Origin of the sequence: Pseudomonas sp. ANT_H4, from assembly GCF_008369295.1 — a bacterium.
In the GTDB taxonomy this organism is placed as follows: Bacteria; Pseudomonadota; Gammaproteobacteria; order Pseudomonadales; family Pseudomonadaceae; genus Aquipseudomonas.
Genome location: NZ_VOBG01000012.1, coordinates 125,542 through 151,542 on the forward strand (window position 1 = coordinate 125,542; position 26,001 = coordinate 151,542).

A 26,001-nucleotide genomic window follows, 5' to 3' on the forward strand; every position below is an offset into this window, starting at 1 on the left:
GGTTAAGGAGTAGACCACTGCTGAATAAGGCGAATTTGCACTGATCGCACTAGTGCATTTGCACCTTATCTCTTACTTTTTAACCGCCGTTCGCCGGCAAATAGCCCGCGCTCACGCGCCCAGACAATGGCGGCGCTGCGGCTGTGCACGCCGAGCTTGGAATACACCGTGGCCACATGGTTGCGCACGGTATTGGGCGCCAACTCCAGGCGCAAGGCGATTTCCTTGTCGGCCAGGCCTTCACAGATCAACCCCAGCACGTCGCGCTCCCGGGCGGTGAGGTCGGTGAAGGAGACGCTCGGCAAATCGGGGCTGTTGACGCTCTTGGCGTTGGCCAGTTTTTCGATCAGGGTCTGGCTGAACCAGGAGGCGTCCTGCATCACTTCCTCGATGGCGGCCACCAGTTCCAGTTCCGAGCGTTTGCGTTCGGTGATGTTCATCAGCACCAGCAGGTAGCAGGGCACGTCCTGGATGCTGACGGTGTCGGCTGACAGCACGCAATCGATCACCTCGTTGCTTTTCTTGCGCACCTTGAGGTCCAGGCCGTCGAGGTTGCCGACTTTTTCCAGTGCAGCGAACAGCTGTGTGCAGGCCTGGGGGCTGTCGATAAAGTCGATGTTTTCGATGGATTTGCCGATCAACTCTTCACTGGTGTAGCCGGTGATGGTCATGAAGGCTTCGTTGATGTCCACCACCTGCTGGTTGGCGGCGCAGCACACCAGCGTCGGCACCGGTGTCAGGCGAAAGGATTTGGCGAAGCGTTCTTCACTCTGGCGCAGGGCGCTTTCGGCCTTGCGCCGGGGCTCCAGGTCAGTGAAGGAAAACAGCATGCAGTCTTCCTCGTTCATGTCCAGGGGTTGGCCGGCGACGATCACCAGCTTGCTGCCGCCTTCGGGCAGCTTCAGCTCGGCTTGCATCTGCGGGATGGTTGCACCTTCGCCCAGGCGCTGGATCGCCAACTCCTTGCGTTCAGCCTGCTCCAGCACATCGAGTTCGTACACCGAGCGGCCGATCACCTGGTCGCGGTTGTAGCCGGTCATCTCCAGGAAACCCTGGTTGACCTTGATGTAGCGCAGGTCGCTCAGGCGGCAGATCACCGCCGGCGCCGGGTTGGCGTTGAAAGTCTTTTCGAAACGCTGTTCAGCACTGGCCCATTCGGTAGCATCGCTGAGGATCAGTACCAGCAGCTCTGGCTCGCCAGCGACGTCAGTGAGCACCAGGCTGCGCAGGCGATGGACCCAGGTTTTTTCGTCGTTACCGGTTGGGGTGACTTCCACCACCACGTCGCTGAACTCCTCACCGTCCGCCACCCGGCTCAGCGGGTAGTTCTCCAGCAATAGCGGGTGGTTATTGCGGTAGCGCAAGGCGAAACGCGCGGCATATTCCCTGGTATTGGCGCCCAGCTCGGCGATGCTACCCACGCCGTGCATGGTCAGCGCGGCGTCGTTGGCCCAGAGGATGGTCTGGTCGACCTCGGCGAGAATCACCCCGTCGGACAACCCGGAGATGATCTGCTGCAATTGGCGGCGATTGGTTTCTTTGGCGAGGACGGCCTGGCTCATGGTTTCTCCGGGGAAGGTCGCATGAGAAGTACGACATCTGGGCCTCAGGATAGTGCAGAGAAAGTCCTGGGCGCATGGCGATTGCTACACGACGGGTGCCGCTGGCCTGATCGAGTCGGATGATCGTTCCTATGCAGAGCATGGGAACGATCAAAAATGTCTCGAATTGGATTTTTCCTGCGCTTGCCAAAACCAGCTGATTCTGGGAAAACCCCGGTCTGTGCAAACCTAACGAGATCCCCCATGAACAGCGAAGATCTACAAATCACCGACGTGCGCTTGGGCGACGGCAAAACCGTGGTCAAGGGCGCCCTGATCACCACGCAATACACCGGCACCCTGGAAGATGGCACGGTGTTCGATTCATCCTGGGAGCGCGGCAAGCCGTTCCAGTGTGTGATCGGTACTGGCCGGGTAATCAAGGGCTGGGACCTGGGGTTGATGGGCATGCAGGTCGGCGGTGTTCGTACGTTGCTCGTGCCGGCGCACCTGGCCTATGGCGAGCGAAGCATGGGCGCGCATATCAAGCCCAACAGTCATTTGCGTTTCGAGATCCAATTGCTGGAAGTGCTGACAAGGGATGATTGAGGAATAGGTGGGGTTGGTGTCGCGGGATCGAACGCACGCGCCTTAAAAATTGTTCGACCGTTCACCACCATTTTCTTGAACCTGCAGCGGTGCTGCTGATACTGTATAAAAAACCAGTACTGGTAACCCCCATGCAGTTGATCGAAAAGCTCAGCATCCTTGCCGACGCCGCCAAGTACGACGCGTCTTGCGCCAGCAGCGGTGCGCCCAAGCGCAGCTCCGAGGGCAAGGCGGGACTGGGTTCGACCGATGGCATGGGGATTTGCCACAGCTATACGCCGGACGGGCGCTGCGTGTCGTTGCTGAAGGTATTGCTCACCAACTTCTGCCTCTACGATTGCCAATACTGCGTCAACCGCCGCTCCAGTGACGTGCCCCGCGCGCGGTTCAGCCCGGAAGAAGTGGTGACCCTGACCCTGGATTTCTACCGGCGCAACTGCGTCAGCGGGCTGTTTCTCAGTTCCGGGATCATCCGTTCGGCGGACTACACCATGGAGCAACTGGTGCGGGTGGCCAAGCTACTGCGCGAAGAGCATGACTTTCGCGGTTATATCCACCTCAAGACTATTCCCGAAGCCGACCCAGCGTTGATTGCCGAGGCTGGCCGCTATGCCGATCGGCTGAGCGTGAATATCGAGTTACCCACGGACAAGAGCCTGCAGGTACTTGCGCCGGAAAAGCAGATTGTTTCGATCAAACAGGCAATGCAGACCATCTTTACCGGCGAGCAAACGGTCCTCAACGAACCCCGCTCGCCGCGTTTCGCCCCGGCCGGGCAAAGTACGCAGATGATTGTCGGCGCCGATGACACCGACGACAGTACCATCCTCCACAGCGCCGAGTCGTTGTACGGCAATTTCAAATTGCGCAGGGTTTACTACTCGGCCTTCAGTCCCATCCCCAATAGCCCGAAAAGCGTGCCCCTGGCCGCGCCGCCGTTGATGCGCGAGCACCGTTTGTACCAAGCGGATTTCCTCTTGCGCAGTTATGGTTTCAGCGCCAGCGAGCTGTTTCAGGGCCCGGGGCACCTGGCCCTGGATATCGACCCCAAGCTGGCCTGGGCCCTGGAACACCGCGATGTTTTTCCCCTGGATTTGAACCGCGCCGAGCCGACGCTGATCGCGCGAATTCCCGGGATTGGCCTGCGCACCACCCAGCGTTTGGTGGACCTGCGTCGGCAACGCAAGATCCGCTATGAAGACCTGGCGCGGATGCGTTGCGTGCTGAGCAAGGCCAAACCATTTTTCATCACCAGCGACTACCACCCACAGCAGGCGGAAAGCACCAGCGTGCTGCTGCGTGAGCAACTGCGGGACCGCCCGCAACCACAACAACTGGGGTTATGGGGATGATCAGCCTGGAATGCGACAACCTCTTCAGCACGTGGCGCGAGCAGGCGCGCTGGCTACTCAGCCATCAGATTGATCCGAGCCATGTGAGCTGGGGCGAGGCAGAAGTGGCTGACTTGTTTGCTACCGACGAGGCGTATCCGGCACACGCGGGACCATTCCAGGCACGGATTCCCAAGGCGCTGCTGGAACTGCTGGAGAGCGCCGCCTGTTATCACGGTGAACAGCGCTGGAGCCTGTTGTATGAAGTGCTGTGGCGCGTCAGTCATGGTGATCGCACGGCGATGCTGGCGGGGGACAAGCTGGGCAGCGAGTTGCATCGGCGGTTGAAGCAGGTGCAGCGCGAGGCTCATCACCTGCATGCCTTTGTGCGGTTCATCGCGCTGCCCACGGCGGCGGGGCCTGAGTTGCCCGAGTACGTGGCGTGGCATGAACCGGCCCACGACATTTTGCACAGCGCGAGCCAGCACTTTGTTGGGCGAATGGGCCGGCATCGCTGGTTGATCGCCACGCCTTTGGATGGGGTGTATTACGACGGCCAGAAACTGATTCATCAGCGCAGTTGCCCGCCGCAATGGCGGCAGATGGCGCAAAACGTCGAAGACCCCCATAGCGCCATGTGGCTGACTTACTACAGCCATATCTTCAACCCGGCACGGTTGAATCCCAAGGTCATGGAGGGGCACTTGCCTAGTCGATTCTGGAAGAACCTGCCGGAGGGCAAGTTGATACCGGGGTTGATCAGTGAGGCTCGCACGGGTAAGCAGCGGGATGGGCAGGCGAAGTTGATTGCGGCGCTGCCGGGCAAGCGGATTTCAAGCGGGCACGGTTAAGTGTGGGAGCCGGGCTTGCCCGCGATGCAGACGACCCGGTCCAGCAGCAGAGCCGAGTTGATGCTATCGCAGCGATCCGACAAGCCAGCTCCCACATGGGTTCTCCAGTGTTTAAGAAACCGGGTTTCAGGTTAATTCGGTCGCAGTATTCTTCACCACCGCCAACTCTGGATGCGCCACCAACTTATCGATGTGCAGCTCGCCGTTGTTCAACCAGATTTCCGTCAGCACCCGATAATGCTCCATGTCCCGGCAGCGCATGCGCAGGCTGTAGTCGAACGGGCCGCTGATCAATTGGCACTCGAACACCTGCGGGCAAACTTTGACGCAGGCCTCGAAGGCTTTCTGTGCCGAACGACCGCTCTGGTTGGAGAGGGCGACCAGCACCAGCAAGGAGAGCCCCGGCGAGACCATTTGCACATCGATGATGGCGCCATAACCACGGATCACCCCGCGTCGCTCCAGCTTGCGCACCCGCTCCAGGCAAGGCCTGGGCGTAAGGTGCACCAAGGAAGACAGCTTCTCGTAGGTAATGCGCCCCTGATGCCGCAGCACATCGATGATGGCTTCGTCGATGCGATCCAGCACTGGGGAAGAATGAGGGCCTTTTGCCTTGGTATCCATGGGGTTTGGTGTTCACTTCAAGCGGTTGGAAAGAAATTGCTGCAAGCGTTCGCTGTTGGGGTGATCGAGGATTTCGGCTCCGCCTTGTTCCTCGACCCGGCCCTGATGCAGAAACAGCACCTGGCTGGACACCTGCCGAGCAAAGCCCATTTCGTGGGTGACCATAAGCATGGTACGACCTTCCTCAGCCAACGTCTGTATGACTTTAAGTACTTCTCCTACAAGCTCCGGGTCTAGCGCTGAAGTGGGTTCGTCGAACAGGATGATCTCCGGTTCCATGGCCAGGGCACGAGCGATGGCCACTCGCTGCTGTTGGCCGCCGGAGAGAAACGCCGGGTATTGATCAGCCACCCGCCCCGGCAAGCCCACCTTGTCGAGGTACATGCGCGCGCGTTTATCAGCCTCTGCTGCGCTCATGCCCAACACCCGGCGCGGGGCCATGGTGATGTTTTCCAGCACGGTCATGTGGCTCCACAGGTTGAAGTGCTGGAACACCATGGCCAGCCGGGTGCGCAGGTTCTGCAATTGCGCCTGGTGTGGCGCACGCACGCCGGAACGGCCCTGACGCATTTCGATGCTGATGCCGTCGAGGGTGATTACCCCGGCGTCCGGCTGCTCAAGAAAGTTTATGCAGCGCAGCATGGTGCTTTTGCCGGAGCCACTGGCGCCGATCAGGCTGATCACATCGCCGTTGCGTGCATTGAGGGAGACGCCCTTGAGCACCTCATGTTCGCCATAACTTTTATGCAGGCCTTCGACCTTGAGTTTGACGTTGGCATTTTCCGCTACGACGGTAGGTTTTGCAGCGGGGCGTACATCAGCGGGATAAGCGGCCAGGGCCTGCGCGGACTGATTCATGGGTTAGCCTCGGGTAGGAACAAGAAAACGCATCCAGCGCTGTTCGGCCAGTCGAAACAGGCCCACCAGTGCAAAGGACAGCAGCATGTACAGCAGGGCAGCGATACCGAATGACTGGAACGTCAGGAAGGTCGCGGCATTGGCATCGCGGGCCACCTTTAGGATGTCGCCGATGGTGGCGGTAAACGCCAGTGACGTGGCGTGGAGCATCAGGATCATTTCGTTGCTGTAGGCCGGTAATGAGCGGCGCAAGGCCGCCGGGATCACCACAAACAGGTTCAACCGCCAGCCGTGCAAGCCGTAGGCCCGTGCCGCTTCGATTTCGCCGTGGGGAATGTTGCGAATGGCCCCAGCGAAAATTTCCACGGTGTAGGCGCAGGTGTTGAGTACGAAGGCCAGCAGCGTGCAGTTCAGCGCATTGCGGAAAAACTGGTTGAGCAGGGCGTTGTCCTGCACCACTTCCAGGCCATAGAGGCCGGTGTAGCAAATCAGCAACTGAATATAGAGTGGCGTGCCGCGAAACAGGTAGGTGTAGGGGTTTGGGGCGCAATGGAACCAAAAACCAACGTAAGCCCTACCACCTCCGCTCAGAGCCCTCTTCCCAGGCATCCGCCTCGATAAAACAATTGCGCATCTCGGCTTCCTGACTGATTTCGGGCTCCTGGTTTCGCGACCAGCCCGCAGACTTACCTGGCCCGGTCCTTTACCGAGCCGCTGGACCAAAGCGCGACATATTTCGTACAGGATTTCGGAAATGTCCTACATCGCGTCTGAGCCCCTTGTAATAGGATATTCGGCTGACTAAAAGGAGTGGTACGTATGGCTAACCATGGTTACATGACGATCACCGGCAAGGCTTAAGGACTGATTTCGGCAGGTTGTTCAACCCAAGACTCTATTGGCAACAAGTGTCAGACCGGGTATACCGACGAAATTATGGTTCTGTCTTACACCCACAACATGGTCAATATCGGAAATATTAATAAGCCAACACATAGTCCAATCCTGATCACCAAAAACGTTGATAAGGCTTCTCCGCTCCTCGCTCAAGCACTCTCATCTAGAGAAGAAATAAACTGTACAATCAGTTTTTATCGAGTTTCTTCTTTTGGCCTGCAGGAAAAATTCTATTCTATCTCGATCAGTGGCGGAATTATTGCTAACCTGACACTTGAAATGCCCCACGCTATTTTGCAGAACGACGCCGAACCGCAAGAACATGTAGCCATCCGTTACCGAGAAATCACGTGGACCCACCACGCTGCTGGCACCAGCGGATACAGCACGTGGGGAAATAACGAATGAAACCATCAAACGAAAGTTGCATGCCTGGTAGCTGTGACTACTGGATGGTTAGTGCCGCGGCTGGAAAACTTGGAAGCCAAGCTAGCACATTAGGTGTTAGACACATCAAAGACGGCACGCTGCGTTTACAATTCAACCGCGAAGTCGCTTATTATGCCAAAAGCATTGTTAATGATGTCTCGCAGGGCAAAAAAAGCCCTGAGCAGGGCCTACAGGACCTCAAAAACGAACAGAGCAGCCTGCTGAGCCAGTCATTTGAGATTGCTCAAAAAGGCGTGGGAGCAATCGCCGGGGCATTTCAAATCGCAATAGGGGCCGGAATCTGCTACGGCTCAGCCGGTACGCTGTGCCTATTCGCAGGTGCCCCCATGATGGCCCATGGTGCTAATAATCTCTATGAGAACGGACGTAACCTCTTAGAAAATCGTTCTGACACCCAAGGCCCCGTCAGGAAGGTTTATCAGGAGGGCGCTAAACTACTCGGCGGCGGCGCACTTGAAGGGGATATGGCTTATGGTACTGTTGACTTAGGACTTTCTGCATATGGCGTCGGGAGAATGGTATTAAAGCCAGATGCTTGGCGCCTATTTAGATATATAAATACTGATTATATAAGGTCATATAAGACAATGGGGAGTAGTGCACTTATATTTGAAGGGGTTAGCGATAGCGTGACAGGTAGATCAATGTACCTGGAGTACAAAGGCAATGGCAAATAATATTATAGTTTCAATTGCATATCTAGTGCTGTCTTTGATAGTGTTGTCTTCTTTATATTTTTTGTCGAGATTTTTTTCTGGTGCGAAATTCAAGTGGGGATGGTTTTTTATATGCTTATCTCTAACTATTTTTTTTGGATCATTTCATATGAGTACCGTAAGGTACGGGTATGATATTATTTTCCCTGCACTAAAACCTATCCTTCAAGGTAATGATGCAGTTGGATGGATCGCATTTGTAAGTATTTTCCTCCACACATGCTGTGTTCCCACCCAATATGAGCCGAGGCGCTGGTTTTCACGAAAGTAAACTCACATCTAATCAGTCCCGCCTAGGATGCCCCACCCTGATCAATAAAGGGCATGACTGCCCCTCCGTGCGCACCTAAATATCGTCGTCCGGATTACGCTGTGGCCGCAACTCACCTCGGGCAACCTCTTCCGGTACTGCGAAGGAGTACCGTCCCAGCATCTCGGCATCACAGTCCCGCCGGCAATGGACGATGCCGAACGGATCGCGACGGTCATATTGCGCCTGGCCGTCGAGAACAACAGCAAGTTCGTGCGTGGCAAAAAGCGGGCAAAGGAGAACATCGAGCGTTACTGTCTGGAACCCTATGGCATGAAGCCGCTGGCGTCGGGTAACTACTCGTTGAGCATTCTCTATCGTAACGAGGAGGCACTGGATAAGACGGTACATGATCTGCTGACCGAGATCAGACAAGAGGCTGAGATGCGCAATTGCATTATCGAGGCGGATGACTGGGAAGAGGGCTCTGAGCGGAGGTGGTAGGGCTTACGTTGGTTTTTGGTTCCATTGCGCCCCAAACCCCAGCTTTTTTATGGCAAGTGGGTTTGTGTGGTGAGCGGGCTCGCCACAAAGAATGCTTCAAGGTGGTGCGTCTTTTGTGTCGTTTATCCCAGCGATGACGCGCGTAATAGGCTGTTAAAGCGCGAGTGGCGGCGCAATCGGCTGAAATACCCGTTAAATCGGCTTGTGGGTCAACTTTTTCCAGCCTACCCCTTACACAAAGCGGCAGGCCAGAGCGGTCTCAGGCGTGTTTTTTCTGCTGTGCGGCCGGCTGCTGTGCAAGCCGTGCAAACAGGTCCTTGGGATCGGCCAGATCGGGAACCAGTACCAGTTCGCTGCCTACGTCCAGGGCCTTGGCCACGTCCAGTACGTACCGCAGGGCCGAGTAGTCTTCGATTGCAAAACCCACCGAGTCGAACAGCGTGACCTGGCGCGGATTTTCCCGGCCAGCCACTTGGCCGTTGATGACTTGCCACAGTTCAGTCACCGGGGAATCTTGCGGCATTTGCTGGATTTCGCCTTCGATGCGGCTTTGCGGTTCGTACTCGACGATCACCCGCGCACGCTCGACGATTCGTCGGTCCAGTTCGGTCTTGCCGGGGCAGTCGCCACCGACGGCATTGAGGTGCATGCCGGGCTCGATCATCTCGTCAGTGAGGATCGTGGCGTAGGCCTTGTCTGCGGTGACAGTGGTGACGATGTCGGCACCGCGTACGGCGTCAGCCACGCTGCTGGCCAGGATCACGTTGATCGCCGGGAAGGCCTTGAGGTTGTTCGCCAGCTTGGCGGTGGCCTTGGCGTCGATATCGAACAGGCGGATTTCATTGATGCCCAGCATCGAGTGAAAGGCCAGGGCCTGGAACTCGCTCTGGGAACCGTTGCCGATCAACGCCATGCTGCGGCTGTCTTCCCGGGCCAGGTAGCGTGCCACCAGCGCCGAGGTGGCGGCGGTGCGGATCGCGGTGGTCAGGGTCATTTCGCTGAGCAGCACCGGCTTGCCGGTGTCGACATCGCCGAGGGCGCCGAAGGCCATGACGGTGAGCATGCCGCTCTGGGTGTTTTTCGGATGGCCGTTGACGTACTTGAAGGCGTACAGCGAGGCGTCCGAAACCGGCATCAACTCGATCACACCTTCCGGCGAGTGGTTGGCCAGGCGTGCGCATTTTTCAAAGTCGTGCCAGCGCAGGTAGTCGGCGCGAATGTACTCGGCCATCTCGGCGATGCAGGTCAGCAGACCTTTTTGCGAAACCAGATAGCTGAGGTCGTTGACGTCGATATAACGGGTCATGGGAAGACTCCTTGTTGGTATGAGGGACGGGTTGGCAGATGCACTTCCGCCAACATACAGCGGGCACTGCCGCCGCCGATGCGCTCGATGTTGTCGATGTTCACCACCACCGGTCGGGTGTGGCGTTCCACGTGCTGGCGCTGGGTGGGCTTGAGGGAGTGCCAGGCGCTGGCGGACATCACCAGCAGCGGCTGGCCGTGGCGGTCGTGGACTTCCAGCATGTTGCCGGCGAAGGCTTCCAGCTGGTCGAAGTCCAGGGCCAGAATGTCCTTGCCAGTGTCGCGCAGGGAGTGTTCCAGGGCCAGGCGTTCGTGCTCTTCAGGCAGCGCTTGCAGGCAGGCCACGGCAAGGTTGCGGCCCACGCTCATCATCACGTTGCTGTGGTAGATCGGTGCGTGGTGGCGGTCGACGGCGTGAAACACGCAGACCTGGTAGTTCAAGCGTTCGGCAAACTGGCGCAAGGCATCGGAGTGAGTACGCCCTGAGTGGCAGGCGTAGCTGATGCGGTGCTGGCGGTCGAGGACCATGCTGCCGGTGCCTTCGAGGAACATGTTCTGTTCTTCGAGGTGGCTGAAATCGATGGTGTCGTGGATGGCAAAGCGTTGCTCCAGTACTTGCAGCACGCCTTTGCTGCGTTCCAGGCGACGGTTCTGGCCCTCCATCGGGTACAGCACCAGGCTACCGTCGGCGTGGCTGCTCCACCAGTTGTTGGGGAAGATCGAATCCGGGGTGTGGGGCGCGAGGGTATCTTGCACCACCAGCACTTCCACACCGTGCTGGCGCAGGGTGTTGACATAGCCGTCGAATTCTTCCAGCGCTTTCTGCTGTGCGCTGTGGGGGTCCAGGGGAGCTTGCTGGAAGCGGTTGTTGATCGCGGTGTCCGGGTTGAAGGCAAAGCGTGCCGGGCGGATCATCAGAACGGTGTTAGTGGTTTGCATGGGGGCACGGGTCCATGGGTTGGGCAGTAAAGCTATTTTGTGCGCTATGGAGACAGAATCCCGGTTGAAGTAGGGGCGTGACTCAGCCGGGAAAGCTGAAAAGCGGGGTTTTGCAGCGAAATCGGCTGCTAGAGTGGGCGTGGCATCTTTTTCGGTAAAAATTTCGATGCTGCTGCACGCTACAATATGGGTGTCAAGAAGGGGAAATCATGCCAACCGAAGTTCGTCTTGCCCAAACCGTCGATGCTGAAGGCATAAGCCAAGTCATTCTCGCGGCCCTGCACGACAGCAACGCCCAGGATTACCCGGCTGACGTGATTGCGCGGGTGGCGAGCAACTTTACTCCCGACGCGGTGCTGCAATTGCTTAAGCGCCGAACCGTCTTGGTGGCGATCCAGGATCAAGTGATCGTCGCCACCGCCGCACTCGACGCTAATGTGGTGCGTTCGGTGTTCGTCAATCCGACGTTGCAAGGCCAGGGCATCGGCCGCCTACTGATGATCGAAATCGAACTGCGTGCCCGCGAGGCCGGAGTGACGGTATTGAATGTACCCTCCTCACTGACTGCCGAATTGTTCTATATCAAGTTAGGCTTCATTACTGTGCGCGACGTCTACCACGGTAACGAACGCACCCTGGTGATGGAGAAGGCATTGTCGTCACGCCATCCCATTGGCCCCTACCGCGACCGCCCACACCGTGCGCAGGTGGTAGCGCTGTGGCAGGCGGCCTTTGGTTATGACGCGGCGCACAACCTGCCGACCCTGGTCATTGATAAAAAACTGGCGGTCAACGACGGGTTGTTTTTTGTGGCTACGGACAAGAAAGCCGTGATTGGCACCATCCTCGCCGGTTATGACGGGCATCGCGGCTGGTTGTATTCGGTGGCAGTGCATCCCGACTATCGCCGGCAAGGCTTGGGCGCCTCGTTGGTACGGCATGCCGAGCAGGCATTAACGGCCTTGGGCTGCATGAAGATCAACCTGCAGATCACTGGCGGCAATGATGCGGTAGTGGGTTTTTACGAGGCGCTGGGCTACGGGGCGCAGCCGCGGATAAGCATGGGCAAGAAGATCCCGGAAAACATCCCCGAATAAACAAGAAACCCGCCAAATAGGCGGGTTTCTTGTTTAAAGCCGGTGCAGGATCAAACCTTGACGATCCAACCCTCAGGCGCTTCAACATCACCCGATTGCACACCGGTCAGCTCTTTATAGAGCTTCTGGGTCACCGGGCCGACGTCTTTTTCGCTGTAGAACACGTGCAGCTTGTCTTTGTATTCGATGCCGCCGATGGGCGTGATCACCGCCGCTGTACCGCAGGCGCCGGCTTCCTTGAAGTCCGACAGCTTGTCGACGAACACATCGCCTTCGACCACTTTCAGACCCAGGCGGGACTTGGCCAGTTCGATCAGCGACAGGCGGGTGATGCCTGGCAATACCGACGGCGAGTTCGGGGTGACGAACGTGTTGTCGTGGGTAATCCCGAAGAAATTGGCCGAACCGACTTCCTCGATCTTCGAGTGGGTTTGCGGGTCCAGGTAGATGCAATCGGCAAAGTTGGCCTTTTTCGCCTGGGAGCCCGGCATCAGGCTCGCGGCGTAGTTGCCGCCGACCTTGGCCGCGCCAGTGCCGTTTGGTGCTGCACGGTCGTAGCCGGAAATCAGAAAGTTGTGCGGGGTCAGGCCGCCCTTGAAGTAGGCGCCCACCGGGATGCAGAAGATCGAGAAGATGAACTCGGGCGCAGTGCGCACACCGATGTTGTCACCGGTACCGATCACGAACGGACGCAGGTACAACGCACCGCCGGTGCCGTACGGCGGAATGAAACGCTCGTTGGCGCGGACCACTTCCTTGCAGGCTTCGATAAAGTCTTCAGTCGGCACTTGTGGCATCAGCAGGCGTGCGCAGCTGCGTTGCATGCGCAGGGCGTTCTGGTCCGGGCGGAACAGGTTGATCGAACCGTCCTTGCAGCGATAGGCCTTCATGCCTTCGAAGCATTGCTGGCCGTAGTGCAGGGCGGTGGAGCCCTCGCTGATGTGCAGCACGTTATCTTCGGTCAGGGTGCCTTTTTCCCACTCGCCATTACGCCAGTGCTGGAGAAAACGCTTGTCGGTCTTGATGTAGTCAAAACCCAGCTTGTCCCAATTGATGCTTTCGTTACCCATGACACCCTCTATCTCTTGTCAACCGCCTGGTCGAAGGCAGGCGTGTGGTTTATTTCTGGATGGGCGCAACAATACTTCATTACCCGGTGCATTCGCACCCCCTTCAAAGGTGCAACGCGTGCCCCAAGGCCCGCAACGCCGCTTCCTGCACCGCTTCACCCAAGGTCGGGTGGGCGTGGATGGTGCCCGCCACGTCTTCCAGGCGTGAGCCCATTTCCAGGCACAGGCCAAAGGCCGTGGACAGCTCGGACACACCGACACCCACCGCCTGCCAACCGACAATCAGGTGATTGTCGCGCCGCGCCACCACCCGCACGAAGCCGGTTTTCGACTCCAGGGTCATGGCGCGGCCATTGGCGGCAAACGGGAAGCTTGCGACGATGCAGTCCAGGCCAGCGGCTTTAGCCTCATCTGGGGTCTTGCCGACCACCACCAGTTCTGGATCGGTAAAGCACACTGCCGGGATTGCCGCCGGGTTGAATTCGCGAGTTTTACCGCTGATCAGCTCTGCGACCATCTCGCCCTGGGCCATCGCGCGGTGCGCCAGCATCGGCTCGCCGCTCAGGTCGCCAATGGCCCAGACATTGCGCATGCTGGTCTGGCAGCGGCTGTCGATCTTGATCGCCGAGCCGTTCATGTCCAGGTTCAACGCTTCCAGGTTCCAGCCCTGGGTATTGGGTTTTCGACCGACGGCCACTAGCACCTGGTCGGTTTCCAGGGACAGGGTGTCGCCGTTGGGATCACGTACTTGCAGGGTGTTGTGTTCAAAGCCGGTGACGCTGTGTTTCAGGTACAGCTTGACCCCCAGATGCTTGAGGGATTCGGCTACCGGTTGCGTCAACTCGGCGTCGTAGGCAGGCAGGATACGGTCCTGAGCCTCAACCACGCTGACGTCACAACCCAACTTGCGATAGGCAATCCCCAGCTCCAGCCCGATGTAACCACCGCCGACCACGATCAGGCGCCTGGGTACTTTCGTCGGCGCCAAGGCCTCGGTGGAAGAGATGATTGGCCCGCCAATTGGCAACATTGGCAGGTTGACGCTTTTCGAACCGGTGGCCAGCAACAGGTGCTCGCACTGGATGCGCTGGTCGCCAACGTCCACAGTCTTGCCATCGATGACCTTGGCCCAGCCTTGGATGACCTGCACCTTGTGTTTCTTCAGCAGCGCGGCAACACCGGTGGTCAGGCGGTCAACGATGCCGTCTTTCCACGCCACGCTTTTGCCGATGTCCAGGGTGGGTACGTCGACCTCGATCCCTAGGTGGGAACCCTGGCTGTGGTGCACGGTTTGCTGGAACTGTTCGGCAACGTGAATCAGTGCCTTGGACGGAATGCAGCCGATATTCAGGCAGGTACCGCCCAGCGACTGGCCCTCCACCAGAATGGTCGGGATGCCCAGTTGGCCGGCACGAATCGCCGCCACGTAACCGCCAGGGCCGCCGCCGATAATCAGCAGTGTGGTATTTAATGATTGAGACATGCCTTACTCCAGAAACAGGCTGGCGGGTTGTTCGAGCAGGCCACGGATGGCCTGGATGAATTGCGCCGCGTCCATGCCATCGACCACCCGGTGATCGAAGGAGCTGGAGAGGTTCATCATCTTGCGGATCACGATCTGCCCCTTGATCACCATGGGTCGCTCAACGATGCGGTTGACGCCGACGATGGCTACTTCCGGCAGGTTCAGCACCGGTGTGCTGACAATCCCGCCCAAGGCGCCGAGGCTGGTCAACGTGATGGTCGAGCCCGACAGCTCGTCACGGCTGGCCTTGCCATTGCGCGCGGCGGCGGCCAGGCGGGTGATCTCTTCGGCATTGCCCCACAGGCTGCGGGACTCGGCGTGACGCACCACCGGAACCATCAGGCCGATATCGCTTTGGGTGGCGACGCCGACATGCACCGCGCCCAGGCGAGTGATGATCTGGGCTTCATCGTCGTAACGCGCGTTGATCTGCGGGAAGTCCCGCAACGCCACGACCATGGCCCGCACCAGAAACGGCAGCAAGGTCAGCTTGCCGCGGGTGGCGCCGTGTTTTTCATTGAGGTGTACCCGCAACTCGTCGAGGGCAGTGACGTCGATCTCTTCCACGTAGCTGAAATGCGCGGCACGCCGGGTGGCGTCCTGCATGCGCTGGGCGATCTTGCGGCGCATGCCGATCACCGGGATTTGCTGTTCGTCATTGCGTTCGGCGTAAGGGTTGGATGCTGCCGAACTTTTTGCCGGACCCTGCAGCAAATACGCCTCAAGGTCTTCATGCAAAATCCGCCCGGCTGGGCCGGAGCCCTGGACCAGGCGTAGTTGAATACCTGCATCCAGCGCATGCTTGCGCACGGCTGGGGAGGCCAACGGACGCTCGTCGGCATCACGGGCTACCGGGGCTTGAGCAACGACCGGCTTGGTCGCTGGTTTGCTTTCAATGGCCGGGGCCTTGGCTTCGACCTTCGGCGCAGGTACAGGTGCCGCTTCCGCTTCCGCTTCCTCTACCACAGACGACAACGCCGACTCCTTGGTATTGCCTGCGCCTTCCACTTCAATACTGATCAGAATGCTGCCCACCGCCATCACTTCACCCGGCTCACCGCCCAGGGATATCACCTTGCCATGGACCGGCGAGGGAATATCCACCATCGCCTTGTCGGTCATCACGTCCGCCAGCACCTGATCCTCTACCACCAGATCGCCAACCTTGACGTACCAGACCGATAGTTCAACTTCTGCGATGCCTTCGCCAATGTCCGGCATCTTGATAACGTGCGTGCCCATTCAGACCTCCATAACCCGATGCAAAGCCGCGCCCACACGGGACGGACCAGGGAAGTACGCCCACTCTTGCGCGTGGGGATACGGGGTATCCCAACCGGTGACGCGCTCGATAGGCGCTTCCAGGTAGTGGAAGCAATGTTCCTGAACCAGCGCCACCAATTCAGCGCCGAAACCGCAGGTGCGGGTGGCTTCGTGGACAATCACGCAACGACGGGTTTTCTTCACCGAGTTGACGATGGTTTCCAGGTCCAGCGGCCACAGGCTTCGCAGGTCGATGACTTCGGCATCAATGCCGCTTTCTTCAGCAGCCACTTGCGACACATACACCGTGGTGCCGTAGGTCAGGATGGTTACCTCCGAGCCCGGACGAGTGATGGCGGCGACGTCCAGCGGCACGGTGTAGTAACCATCCGGGACTTGCGCGGCGGGGTGTTTCGACCACGGGGTTACCGGGCGGTCGTGGTGGCCGTCGAACGGGCCGTTGTACAGGCGCTTGGGTTCGAGAAAGATCACCGGGTCATCGTTTTCGATGGAGGCGATCAGCAGGCCCTTGGCGTCGTAAGGGTTGGATGGCATCACCGTGCGCAGGCCGCAGACCTGGGTGAACACCGCTTCAATACTCTGGCTGTGGGTCTGGCCGCCGTAGATGCCGCCGCCGCAAGGCATGCGCAGGGTCATCGGTGCGGTGAACTGGCCGGCCGAGCGATAACGCAGGCGCGCCGCTTCGGAAATGATCTGGTCGGAAGCCGGGTAGACGTAGTCGGCGAACTGGATTTCCGCTACCGGGCGCAGGCCATAGGCACCCATGCCCACAGCGACACCGACGATGCCGCTTTCCGAGATCGGCGCGTCGAACACCCGCGAGGTGCCGTACTTGTTTTGCAGGCCTTCAGTGCAACGGAACACGCCGCCGAAATAGCCGACGTCCTGGCCGAACACCACGACATTGTCGTCACGCTCAAGCATCACATCCATGGCCGAGCGCAGGGCCTGGATCATGGTCATGGTGGTGGTGGTCATGGCGGTTTCCAGCTCGATAGTGTTGTTGTGATCGTTCATGTCAGACCCCCAACTCTTGACGCTGGCGCTTCAAGTGCTCCGGCATCTCTTTATAGACGTCTTCGAACATGGTCGCGGCGCTTGGAATCTGGCCGCCGGCGAGGGTGCCGTACTGTTCGGCTTCTTTCTGGGCCTTGATCACTTCGGCTTCCAGTTCCGCGCTGACGGCAGCGTGTTCCTCTTCGGACCACTGGCCGATACGGATCAAGTGCTGCTTGAGGCGCAGGATCGGATCGCCCAGGGGGAAGTGGCTCCAGTCGTCGGCGGGACGGTACTTGGACGGATCATCGGAGGTGGAGTGGGGGCCGGCGCGGTAGGTGACCCATTCGATCAGGGTCGGCCCCAGGTTGCGCCGGGCGCGCTCGGCGGCCCAGGCGGAGGCGGCGTACACCGCGATAAAGTCGTTGCCGTCTACCCGCAGGGAGGCAATCCCGCAACCCACGCCGCGTCCGGCAAAGGTGGTGGCTTCACCGCCGGCGATGGCCTGGAAGGTGGAGATCGCCCACTGGTTATTCACCACGTTGAGAATCACCGGCGCCCGATAGACGTGGGCGAAGGTGAGGGCGGTGTGGAAGTCTGATTCAGCTGTGGCGCCATCACCGATCCAGGCCGAGGCAATCTTGGTATCGCCCTTGATCGCCGAGGCCATGCCCCAGCCCACGCCCTGTACAAATTGGGTCGCCAGGTTGCCGGAAATGGTGAAGAAGCCGGCTTCGCGCACCGAGTACATGATCGGCAACTGACGGCCCTTGAGCGGGTCGCGCTCGTTGGACAGCAGTTGGCAGATCAGGTCCACCAGCGGCACTTCGCGGGCCATCAGGATGCTTTGCTGGCGGTAGGTGGGGAAGCACATGTCGTCAATATTCAAGGCCAGGGCCTGGGCGCTGCCGATGGCTTCTTCGCCAAGGCTTTGCATGTAGAACGACATTTTTTTCTGACGCTGGGCGACCACCATGCGGTTGTCGAAGATCCGCGTCTTGAGCATGGCACGCATGCCCTTGCGCAGGATTTCGACGGGTACGCCTTCAGCCCATGGGCCAAGGGCCTGGCCCTGATCGTCGAGCACGCGGATCAGGCCCTTGGCCAAGTCGGCGGTGTCGGCGGGTTCAACGTCAATGGCGGGTTTGCGCACCGTACCGGCATCGGTCAGACGCAGGTAGGTAAAGTCAGTTTTGCAGCCTGGACGGCCGGAAGGCTCGGGAACGTGCAGGCGCAGCGGTTCGTATTGCTGGTTCATGGCTTTCTACGCTCGATCTTGTGAATTTCTTGTAGTGGGCGCGCTTAGCTGACAGTCAGTCTTCGGGTAGAAGAAATCTTGTCCTACAACAATCATAGGCTGGGCGTAGGAGAATATTTCTCTCTGTTTCGTTGCGCTTCAGTTCATTTGAGGATAAAAAAACTGCATAAACATAATAAACAGGTGGTTTTGTCTCATGCGTAAGCTGGACCGTATCGATATCGGGATTCTCAACAGCCTCCAGGAGAACGCCCGCATCACCAACGCCGACCTTGCCCGCTCGGTCAACCTGTCACCCACGCCGTGCTTTAACCGGGTCAAGGCCATGGAAGAGCTGGGGCTTATTCGCGACCAGGTGACGCTGCTGGACGCCGATTTGCTGGGGCTGCACGTCAATGTGTTCATCCATGTCAGCCTGGAAAAGCAGAACGAGGAGGCGTTGCAGCAGTTCGAAGGGGCGATTTCTGATCGGCCGGAGGTGATGGAGTGCTATTTGATGGCCGGCGATCCCGACTATTTGATTCGGGTATTGGTGCCGACCATCCAGTCGTTGGAGCGCTTCATGATGGACTTTCTGACCAAGGTGCCCGGCGTGGCGAATATCCGCTCCAGCTTCGCGCTCAAGCAGGTGCGCTACAAGACGGCGCTGCCGTTGCCGCCAGATGGCCTGATGTTGAGCAAGCCGTAAGCGCCAGCCTTGACCAGCGACGGGGGGGCGTCGTCGCTGCGTTATAAGGTGAAGTTTCCCTCCAGTCTATTCGTTTAGATGGCAACAAGTGCGGATGACCCCCGATACGCTCTATCACTGTCGATACTTTACATTATAAGATCGGTTTTCCCTGCGCTCGCTGGTGCACCTGCTAAACTCCAGCTTTAAGCAAGAATTTATAGTCATGGCGCGTCAAGATTTAGTCTGCCGTGCGCTTTATGATTTCGCTGGTCAACTTGCATTGCGCCCTCTTATTAAATAAAGCTCCATATTGAGCACTTTCAATAGTGTGTCAGGTGGTGTTTTGGTTGTACGCTCACACGGTATTTTTGGCTTTAACAAAAATAACCGCTTAGCGTTACGTTTTTTTCACTCGCCTCTAAATAAAGTGATATCTGACAGCTTCTGCACAGGGCGCAAGGTCCGCAGAGCTAAGGAAATCGGGAGTTGTTATGTCAATGCGATTGATAAGGCTGAACTTGCGCACCACTTTGTGTTTTGGCGTTGTCTGTCTTTTGCTATTGATACAAGGGGGCCTGACGCTGGTAAAAGCTGACAAGATTTATGCCTCGACGGTCGCGATTGAAACTAATTGGCTTCCCAGTATTAGCCAGGCAGGAAAAATAGAAAGCGCATTACTAAACCTTCGGCTGGAGCTGCGTCGATTTGCGATGGAAAACAATAGGTTGAGTGGGGACTCCACTGACGCGATCAAGGATGCGAGGAACGTATTGGTTGACGTGACAGAGAAGTACTCAAAATTTGTTTCAAGTCCGCAGGAGAAAAACAAGTACGAAGACATAGTGAAAGGCGTCCAGAGTTATAACCTCAAGGTTGATGAGCTGGTGACCATGGATGCATCTCGTTCGATAAATGATATCAACGTGTTTATCCGCGACCAGGCCAGTCCCGTGGCGTTAAAACTTCAATCGTGGATCGGTGAACTGGTGGCTATAAACCAAAACGGTGCGCAAATCGCCGTGGGTACGGCCTCCGATGAGTTTGATGCCGCCCGCCTGCTTACCATTGTGCTGATGGTGGTCTCGGTCTTGTTGACGGTCGTGGTGGCGCACCTGTTCACCAAAAGCATTATCACGCCGGTCAAGGAGTTATTGGCGGCGACGGCCAAGATTGCCCAAGGCGACCTGCGTGTCGCCATTAATATCAGTGGCAAGGACGAGTTGACGGATCTGCAGCAGTCTACGGCGGCCATGCAAATGAACCTGAAAAGCACCTTGCAGCATATCTCCGAAGCTTCGGGGCAACTGGCCTCGGCGGCGGAGGAGATGAGTTCGATCACCAAAGAGTCAAGTGCAGGCATTGAGCGACAAAGTATGGAAACTGATCAGGCCGCTACGGCAGTCAATGAGATGACTGCGGCGGTAGAGGAAGTGGCCAGAAATGCTGTCTCGGCTTCCCAATCGACTCAAGACTCCCAGCGCTCGGCAAAAGTGGGTCAGAACCGTGTTGCCCAGACCATTGCCTCGATTGAAAAGTTGAGCGCAACGGTTCAGCAAACCGGGCTGGAAGTCGAAGGGCTCGCCAAGCAGGCCCAGGATATCGCCAAGGTGGTCGAGGTTATCCGTTCCATTGCCGAACAAACCAACTTGCTTGCCTTGAATGCGGCGATCGAGGCGGCCAGGGCCGGAGAGCAGGGGCGCGGCTTTGCTGTCGTGGCCGACGAAGTCAGGGCGCTGGCCCACAGAACGCAAACCTCTACCCACGAAATTGAACAGATGATTGCGAAAATCCAGAGCTGCTCCAGTGAGGCGGTGTTGTCCATGGAGTTGAACCGCAGTGAAGCCGTGGACTCGTTAAAGATCGCCCATGAAGCAGGCGCCGCCATTACCCAAATCACCCAAGCCATCTCTGATATCAATGAAAGAAATCTGCTGATTGCGACCGCATCGGAGGAGCAGGCCCATGTGGCTCGTTCCGTTGATCAGAACCTCATCAGCATCAGGGATCTTTCTATTCAGAGCTCTTCTGCCGCCGGTCAGACATCCATTGCCAGCAATGAACTGTCCAAGCTTGCGGTGGATCTTAAGCAGATCGTTTCAAAGTTTTCCGTGAGTTAGTTGATTGGGGTATGACGTATGTTGAAATGCATTCCTGCGTCGCAGGTGACTCTGGGTATGCACATCCATAAGCTTGATGGTTCATGGATCGATCATGCTTTTTGGAAGAGCAGTTTTTTGCTCAACCGCAATGAAGATTTACAGCGCTTGTTGGCATCACAGGTCCAGGGTGTCTGGATTGACACCGAGAAAGGTTGCGACCTGAAACCGCAGGGCCTACAGGCCGTACATAAACCACCTGCCTTGAAACGCCCGGTGGCTTCCCCCCATATGGAAATGAAGGCTGAGGTGGCGCGCGCGGTCAAGGTGTGCGCTGTCGCCAAAGGCGCGGTCATCGAGATGTTCAGTGATTTGCGCATGGGCAGGGCGGTTGAGTTAACCCGAGTGGCCAGCCTGGTCGAGGAAATATCCCAGTCGGTGCTACGCCATCCCCATGCATTGATTAGCCTGGCCCGTTTGAAAAAGTCTGATGAATACACCTACATGCATTCGGTTGCCGTCAGTGGATTGATGATCGCGCTGGCCCGGCAATTGAGCCTCTCGCCTGCGCTGGTCCAGGAGGCGGGCCTGGCGGGCTTGTTCCATGATGTCGGGAAAATGGCCATCCCGGAGTGCATTTTGAACAAGGCTGGGGCGCTGACTGAGGCGGAGTTCGACATCATGCGCAGTCACCCGGTGGAGGGCGCGAAAATGTTGCGCAACTGCCCGCATATCAGTGCATTGGTGCTGGATGTCTGTCTGCATCACCACGAGAAATGCAACGGCAGCGGCTATCCCCACGGCCTCGTCCAGGATCAGATCAGCCTGTTTGCGCAGATGGGCGCTGTGTGTGATGTCTACGATGCGATCACTTCAGAGCGTCCCTACAAGCGCGGCTGGGGGCCGGCCGACGCGATTCAGAAAATGGCTGAGTGGAAAGGCCATTTTGACGAGAGGGTGTTCCAGGCGTTTGTTCGGTGTGTGGGGATCTACCCCGTTGGTGCTCTGGTCCGCCTGGAGAGTGGTCGTATTGGCGTGGTAATAGAGCAAAACCCCAAGTCCTTGCTCACGCCGGTGGTCAACGTGTTTTTTTCGGCGCGCTCTCGCTTGCCGATTGTTCAGGCGGTGGTGAATCTAGCCGAACAGCGCGACAAGATCATCGGCCGGGAGTCCGCTGAGGAGTGGGGATTCAAACATGTCGACGAGTTGTGGTCGGGGCTCGCCCAGCCTAAGACATCCTATTTTGGCTAGGCCTTATGCGCCGCCTTAAAGCTGATTCAACGGGATCTTCAAATACACCACCCCATTCTCCTCCGCTGGCGGCATATTTCCCGCCCGCACATTGACCTGAATCGCCGGCAGCAACAGCGTCGGCATACCCAGGCCCGCATCACGCTGGGTACGCATTGTCACAAACGCCGCCTCATCCACCCCGTCATGCACATGAATATTCCCGGCCCGCTGCTCGGCAATCGTCGTCAGGCATTTAGCGGCCCTGCCTTCGGGCGGGTAGTCGTGGCAGACATATAGACGCGTTTGCGGCGCGAAGGCCAGCAACTTGCGCATCGAGGCGTAGAGCTGGCGTGCGTCGCCGCCGGGAAAGTCACAGCGCGCCGTGCCGACATCGGGCATGAACAGCGTGTCGCCCACCAGGATCAATTGATCGTCGATCAGGTAGGCCATGTCCGCCGGCGTATGCCCTGGCACATGCAGGGCAAGGGCCTTGAGGTTGCCAATGTGGAACACCTCATCCGGGGCGAACAGATGATCGAATTGCGAACCGTCGACACGGAACTCCGGTTCCAGGTTGAACAGGTTCTTGAATACGCCCTGTACCTTGGTGATGGACTTGCCGATGGCGATCTTGCCCCCCAGTTGTCGGCGCAGATAGGGTGCGGCGGACAGGTGATCGGCGTGGGCGTGGGTCTCCAGCAGCCATTGCACCTGCAAGCGGTGCTCGCCCACGAAGGCAATCACCTGGTCGGCCTGGGCCGTGCCGGTGCGCCCCGAGGCTGGGTCATAGTTGAGCACCGAGTCGACGATGGCGCACTGGCCACCGTCTTGTCCATAGACGACATAGGTGTAGGTCGACGATGCCTCGTCCAGAAAGGATTGAATCAACGCTGACATAACGGTCGTCCTGAGTGGCTGGGGGCCGGGAAATCGCGGCTTACATTCATGGTGTTTTCCACATAACCTTGCGAGCTTAAGTGAATTAAAGGACTCGAGGCAAAGGATGGCATCGTGGTGGCAAACAGCAGGGCGTGATGCCATACGGCAACGACCCTTGCGTGCATTGACTAAAAAAGGCCAAAAACCATGAACGACCAACACTGGGGACCGACCATCAGTGGCGATATCGTTGTCATCGGCGGCGGTTCCGCGGGTATCGGCTTGCTGGCCAGCCTGCTCAAGGGCCGCGAATGGCTGACCCGTTTGGCCAAGGTGGATTGAGAGAACCCTATGCTACTGGCAAGTTTTTTTGGCGTGATCATGGGGTTGGTGATGGGCTTGACCGGCGCCGGCGGTGGAATTATCGGCGTCCCGGCCCTGGTGCTGGGGCTTGGCTTGACCATGACCCAAGCAGCGCCCGTGTCGTTGTTCGCCGTGGGCGCGGCTGCCGCTGTCGGGGCCATAGATGGTTTGCGCCATGGCCTGGTGCGCTACCGCGCGGCGCTGCTGATCGCCTTGCTGGGGGCGCTGTTTTCGCCGCTGGGGGTGTTCCTGGCCCATCAACTGTCGGACAAAATTCTGATGGGCCTGTTCAGCGCGCTGATGGTGCTGGTGGCCTGGCGCATGTTGCGGCGCGAGAAGGTCGAGGCGGGGCCCAGTGACCATGGCGCCGCTTCCTGGGGCCAGAAGAACTGCATGCTCAATCAACAGACCGGGCGCTTCTCCTGGACCGCCAAGTGTACCGCCACCCTGGCAGCCTTGGGCGCGGTGACCGGTGCCGTGTCGGGTTTGCTCGGTGTTGGCGGCGGGTTTCTGATTGTGCCGGCATTCAAGCAACTGACCGATGTGCAGATGCGCGGCATTGTCGCCACGTCGTTGATGGTGATCAGCCTGATTTCCCTGATCGGCGTGGTCGGCGCGTTTCATGCCGGTGTCACCATCGACTCCGTGGGCTGGGTGTTTATCGTCTCCAGCATCGTCGGGATGATTGTGGGGCGGCGCCTTTGTTCGCTGATTCAGGCCAGAACCCTGCAAGTGGGTTTCGCCAGCCTATGCTTTTTGGTTGCCGTCGGCATGCTGTCCAGAGCCTTCATCTAACACCGCACATTCACTGCAGGAGCGAGGGTGACCTGGCCTAGCTCGTGCTGGCGAGAAACTTGAGGGCCCACGGTATATCAGTCGCCAGGAATTGCTGATCCACTACGATCGCAGGCAAACCAGCACACACATTCTTAACTGCGCCCCCTCGGGCAATCGGTTTCCCTTTGATACCCGTCAAGGCATGTTGCGACGCTTTGCCTCATGCTCCTGGCCAGAATATTTTGGCTGATGGAGATCGCCATGGGCGCCCCTGTAACACCTGCAGTCTCATACAAGCTGCCCATGGGCCTGGTCATCGCCGTGCTGGTGATGGTCGGCGTGCTGCTGTTGCCGCTGCCTGCCGACTTGCCGGTGGCCGGGCATCGGATGCTGGCGATCCTCGTGTTTGCGGTGGTGGTGTGGATCAGCGAAGCGGTGTCCTACGAGGCCAGTGCGATCATGATCACCTCGCTCATGGCTTTTCTGCTGGGCACCGCGCCGTCGATGCAGGACCCCACTCACCTGATCGGCTCCAGCTCGGCCATCGGCATGGCCCTGACCGGCTTTTCCAACCCGGCCCTGGCCCTGGTGGCCGGCGCGCTGTTTATCGCCGCTGCCATGACCCACACCGGTCTGGATCGGCGCATCGCCCTGGTGACCTTGACCCGCGTCGGCACCAGTACCCGAGGGATTCTGGTGGGGGCGATTGCCGTGACCATCCTGCTCAGCCTGGTGGTGCCCAGCGCCACCGCCCGCAGCGCCTGTGTGGTGCCGATCATGATGGGCGTGATCGCCGCCTTTGGTGTCGACAAGCGTTCCAACATCGCCGCCGGGATCATGATCGTCGTCGCCCAGGGCACCAGCATCTGGAACGTTGGCATCCAAACCGCAGCCGCGCAAAACCTGCTGACCGTCGGTTTCATGGACAAGATGCTCGGCCAGCGGGTGTCGTGGATCGACTGGCTGATCGCCGGTGCGCCGTGGGCCGTGATCATGTCGGCGGTGCTGCTGTTTCTGGTGTTGAAACTGCTGCCACCGGAAAGCGACAGCATTCCCGGCGGCAAGGAAGCGGTGGCGCAGTCCCTGGCGGACATCGGGCCTATGACCGGCCCGCAAAAACGTCTGCTGACGGTGTCGGTGCTGCTGTTGCTGGCCTGGGCCACGGAAGGGCGGCTACACAGTTTTGATACCACCTCGACCACCTACGTCGGGCTGGTGTTTTTGCTGCTGCCGGGAATCGGGGTGATGACCTGGAAAGATGTGCAGCCGCGCATCCCGTGGGGCACGGTGATTGTGTTTGGCGTGGGCATCAGCCTCGGTACGGCGCTGCTGACTACCCATGCCGGGCAATGGTTGGGCGCGCAGGTGGTAGGGCATACCGGGCTTGATCAACTGGGACCGCTGGGGGTGTTTGCCATTCTTGGGGCGTTCTTGATCGTGATCCACCTGGGGTTTGCCAGTGCCACGGCGCTGACTTCGGCGTTGTTGCCGATCCTGATTGCGGTGTTGCAAACCCTGCCGGGAGATATCAACCGGTTGGGCATGACCATGCTACTGGGATTCGTCGTCAGCTATGGCTTCATCCTGCCGATCAACGCACCGCAGAATATGGTGTGCCTGGGCACCGGGACCTTTACCGCCCGGCAGTTTGCCAAGGTTGGGTTGCTGGTGACCTTGATCGGTTACCTGTTGATGCTGGTGTTCGCCGCCACATGGTGGCGTTGGCTGGGCTGGATCTGAAGCACAAGGAGCGTTGCCATGGCTGTCGCGCAGAACAGGCAGTAATGCCTGACCGTTGAGGTCAGCCACGCAGAATGAGAATGCTACAAGGTTGACCTGCCTTCATGGCAAGATGAACCCTGCTCAGGTTTACGAGTC

At 58.4% G+C, this 26,001-nt stretch carries 24 protein-coding genes and 1 pseudogene; 13 read left to right on the top strand and 12 right to left on the bottom strand.

Translation table 11 applies throughout. The features are described 5' to 3' along the window. Positions 1–65: 65 nt before the first annotated feature. Entirely contained in the window at positions 66–1,562 is a 1,497-nt protein-coding gene (locus tag FQ182_RS17180) for a PAS domain S-box protein (RefSeq protein WP_149413084.1), read from the bottom strand. 243 nt (positions 1,563–1,805) lie between these two features. Between FQ182_RS17180 and FQ182_RS17185 the strand changes: the two genes are divergently transcribed. The 3 genes from FQ182_RS17185 (at position 1,806) to FQ182_RS17195 (ending at position 4,332) form a co-directional block, all read left to right on the top strand. Next, the gene (locus FQ182_RS17185; RefSeq protein ID WP_149413083.1) at positions 1,806–2,150 is read left to right on the top strand and encodes an FKBP-type peptidyl-prolyl cis-trans isomerase; all 345 of its coding nucleotides are present in this window, start codon (positions 1,806–1,808) and stop codon (positions 2,148–2,150) included. Positions 2,151–2,281: 131 nt separating this feature from the next. Then, entirely contained in the window at positions 2,282–3,502 is a 1,221-nt protein-coding gene (locus FQ182_RS17190; protein WP_149413082.1) for a putative DNA modification/repair radical SAM protein, read from the top strand. Then, positions 3,499–4,332 carry a TIGR03915 family putative DNA repair protein gene (locus FQ182_RS17195; protein ID WP_149413081.1) on the top strand — a complete coding sequence of 278 codons (834 nt, stop codon included), beginning with the start codon at positions 3,499–3,501 and terminating at the stop codon, positions 4,330–4,332. Before FQ182_RS17190 ends, FQ182_RS17195 begins: the two co-directional genes overlap by 4 nt. A gap of 126 nt (positions 4,333–4,458) precedes the next feature. Here FQ182_RS17195 and FQ182_RS17200 read toward each other — a convergent pair whose 3' ends face one another. The 3 genes and pseudogenes from FQ182_RS17200 to FQ182_RS17210 all read right to left on the bottom strand — a co-directional run. Continuing rightward, positions 4,459–4,956 (bottom strand): Lrp/AsnC family transcriptional regulator, encoded by a 498-nt coding sequence (locus tag FQ182_RS17200; protein WP_149413080.1) that lies wholly within the window; start codon positions 4,954–4,956, stop codon positions 4,459–4,461. A 12-nt stretch (positions 4,957–4,968) separates the two neighbouring features. Further along, on the bottom strand, positions 4,969–5,814 hold the full coding sequence (locus FQ182_RS17205; RefSeq protein WP_256666202.1) for an ABC transporter ATP-binding protein: 846 nt from the start codon (positions 5,812–5,814) through the stop codon (positions 4,969–4,971). A gap of 3 nt (positions 5,815–5,817) precedes the next feature. Beyond that, a pseudogene (locus FQ182_RS17210) lies at positions 5,818–6,348 on the bottom strand (ABC transporter permease subunit); the annotation flags it as partial. A gap of 330 nt (positions 6,349–6,678) precedes the next feature. Here FQ182_RS17210 and FQ182_RS17220 point away from each other — a divergent pair. The 3 genes from FQ182_RS17220 to FQ182_RS17230 all read left to right on the top strand — a co-directional run bounded on the left by FQ182_RS17220 (position 6,679) and on the right by FQ182_RS17230 (position 8,631). Continuing rightward, positions 6,679–7,119 carry an Hcp family type VI secretion system effector gene (locus FQ182_RS17220; protein WP_256666208.1) on the top strand — a complete coding sequence of 147 codons (441 nt, stop codon included), beginning with the start codon at positions 6,679–6,681 and terminating at the stop codon, positions 7,117–7,119. Then, entirely contained in the window at positions 7,116–7,838 is a 723-nt protein-coding gene (locus FQ182_RS17225; protein ID WP_256666200.1) for a DUF4225 domain-containing protein, read from the top strand. The genes FQ182_RS17220 and FQ182_RS17225 overlap by 4 nt, the downstream gene beginning before the upstream one ends. A gap of 496 nt (positions 7,839–8,334) precedes the next feature. Then, positions 8,335–8,631, top strand: a complete 297-nt coding sequence (locus FQ182_RS17230) for a hypothetical protein (protein ID WP_256666198.1) — start codon at positions 8,335–8,337, stop codon at positions 8,629–8,631. Between the two features lie 259 nt (positions 8,632–8,890). Here FQ182_RS17230 and FQ182_RS17235 read toward each other — a convergent pair whose 3' ends face one another. Next, positions 8,891–9,937, bottom strand: a complete 1,047-nt coding sequence (locus FQ182_RS17235) for an ornithine cyclodeaminase (protein WP_149413079.1) — start codon at positions 9,935–9,937, stop codon at positions 8,891–8,893. After that, positions 9,934–10,875 carry a citrulline utilization hydrolase CtlX gene (ctlX, locus tag FQ182_RS17240; RefSeq protein ID WP_149413078.1) on the bottom strand — a complete coding sequence of 314 codons (942 nt, stop codon included), beginning with the start codon at positions 10,873–10,875 and terminating at the stop codon, positions 9,934–9,936. Before ctlX ends, FQ182_RS17235 begins: the two co-directional genes overlap by 4 nt. A gap of 209 nt (positions 10,876–11,084) precedes the next feature. Here ctlX and FQ182_RS17245 point away from each other — a divergent pair, with 209 nt between their 5' ends. Then, a complete protein-coding gene (locus FQ182_RS17245; RefSeq protein WP_149413077.1) occupies positions 11,085–11,972 on the top strand; it encodes a GNAT family acetyltransferase in 888 nt (295 codons plus the stop codon). Between the two features lie 50 nt (positions 11,973–12,022). Here the strand turns inward: FQ182_RS17245 and FQ182_RS17250 are convergent, their stop codons facing one another. The 5 genes from FQ182_RS17250 to FQ182_RS17270 all read right to left on the bottom strand — a co-directional run bounded on the left by FQ182_RS17250 (position 12,023) and on the right by FQ182_RS17270 (position 18,105). Beyond that, complete coding sequence (locus FQ182_RS17250) at positions 12,023–13,042, bottom strand: branched-chain amino acid aminotransferase (RefSeq protein ID WP_149413076.1); 1,020 nt, start codon at positions 13,040–13,042, stop codon at positions 12,023–12,025. Between the two features lie 103 nt (positions 13,043–13,145). Beyond that, positions 13,146–14,525 carry a dihydrolipoyl dehydrogenase gene (lpdA, locus tag FQ182_RS17255; RefSeq protein WP_149494036.1) on the bottom strand — a complete coding sequence of 460 codons (1,380 nt, stop codon included), beginning with the start codon at positions 14,523–14,525 and terminating at the stop codon, positions 13,146–13,148. A gap of 3 nt (positions 14,526–14,528) precedes the next feature. Beyond that, entirely contained in the window at positions 14,529–15,809 is a 1,281-nt protein-coding gene (locus FQ182_RS17260) for a dihydrolipoamide acetyltransferase family protein (RefSeq protein WP_149415052.1), read from the bottom strand. Next, positions 15,810–16,868, bottom strand: a complete 1,059-nt coding sequence (locus FQ182_RS17265; protein WP_133100382.1) for an alpha-ketoacid dehydrogenase subunit beta — start codon at positions 16,866–16,868, stop codon at positions 15,810–15,812. A 1-nt stretch (position 16,869) separates the two neighbouring features. After that, complete coding sequence (locus tag FQ182_RS17270) at positions 16,870–18,105, bottom strand: 3-methyl-2-oxobutanoate dehydrogenase (2-methylpropanoyl-transferring) subunit alpha (RefSeq protein ID WP_149415051.1); 1,236 nt, start codon at positions 18,103–18,105, stop codon at positions 16,870–16,872. Positions 18,106–18,301: 196 nt separating this feature from the next. Between FQ182_RS17270 and FQ182_RS17275 the strand changes: the two genes are divergently transcribed. The 3 genes from FQ182_RS17275 to FQ182_RS17285 all read left to right on the top strand — a co-directional run bounded on the left by FQ182_RS17275 (position 18,302) and on the right by FQ182_RS17285 (position 22,122). Further along, positions 18,302–18,793, top strand: coding sequence for an Lrp/AsnC family transcriptional regulator (locus tag FQ182_RS17275; protein ID WP_133100380.1), 492 nt, complete (start codon positions 18,302–18,304; stop codon positions 18,791–18,793). Between the two features lie 479 nt (positions 18,794–19,272). Beyond that, positions 19,273–20,892: a methyl-accepting chemotaxis protein gene (locus FQ182_RS17280; RefSeq protein WP_371923893.1), complete on the top strand. Its 1,620-nt coding sequence runs from the start codon at positions 19,273–19,275 to the stop codon at positions 20,890–20,892. 18 nt (positions 20,893–20,910) lie between these two features. After that, positions 20,911–22,122 (top strand): HD-GYP domain-containing protein, encoded by a 1,212-nt coding sequence (locus FQ182_RS17285; RefSeq protein WP_149415049.1) that lies wholly within the window; start codon positions 20,911–20,913, stop codon positions 22,120–22,122. A gap of 15 nt (positions 22,123–22,137) precedes the next feature. Here FQ182_RS17285 and FQ182_RS17290 read toward each other — a convergent pair whose 3' ends face one another. Then, positions 22,138–23,001 (bottom strand): MBL fold metallo-hydrolase, encoded by an 864-nt coding sequence (locus FQ182_RS17290; protein ID WP_149415048.1) that lies wholly within the window; start codon positions 22,999–23,001, stop codon positions 22,138–22,140. A 189-nt stretch (positions 23,002–23,190) separates the two neighbouring features. Here FQ182_RS17290 and FQ182_RS30370 point away from each other — a divergent pair, with 189 nt between their 5' ends. The 3 genes from FQ182_RS30370 to FQ182_RS17300 all read left to right on the top strand — a co-directional run bounded on the left by FQ182_RS30370 (position 23,191) and on the right by FQ182_RS17300 (position 25,863). Beyond that, positions 23,191–23,325 (top strand): hypothetical protein, encoded by a 135-nt coding sequence (locus tag FQ182_RS30370; RefSeq protein ID WP_256666392.1) that lies wholly within the window; start codon positions 23,191–23,193, stop codon positions 23,323–23,325. A gap of 9 nt (positions 23,326–23,334) precedes the next feature. Beyond that, positions 23,335–24,141: a sulfite exporter TauE/SafE family protein gene (locus tag FQ182_RS17295; RefSeq protein WP_149415047.1), complete on the top strand. Its 807-nt coding sequence runs from the start codon at positions 23,335–23,337 to the stop codon at positions 24,139–24,141. Positions 24,142–24,384: 243 nt separating this feature from the next. Further along, positions 24,385–25,863 (top strand): DASS family sodium-coupled anion symporter, encoded by a 1,479-nt coding sequence (locus tag FQ182_RS17300; protein WP_149415046.1) that lies wholly within the window; start codon positions 24,385–24,387, stop codon positions 25,861–25,863. Positions 25,864–26,001 lie beyond the last annotated feature (138 nt).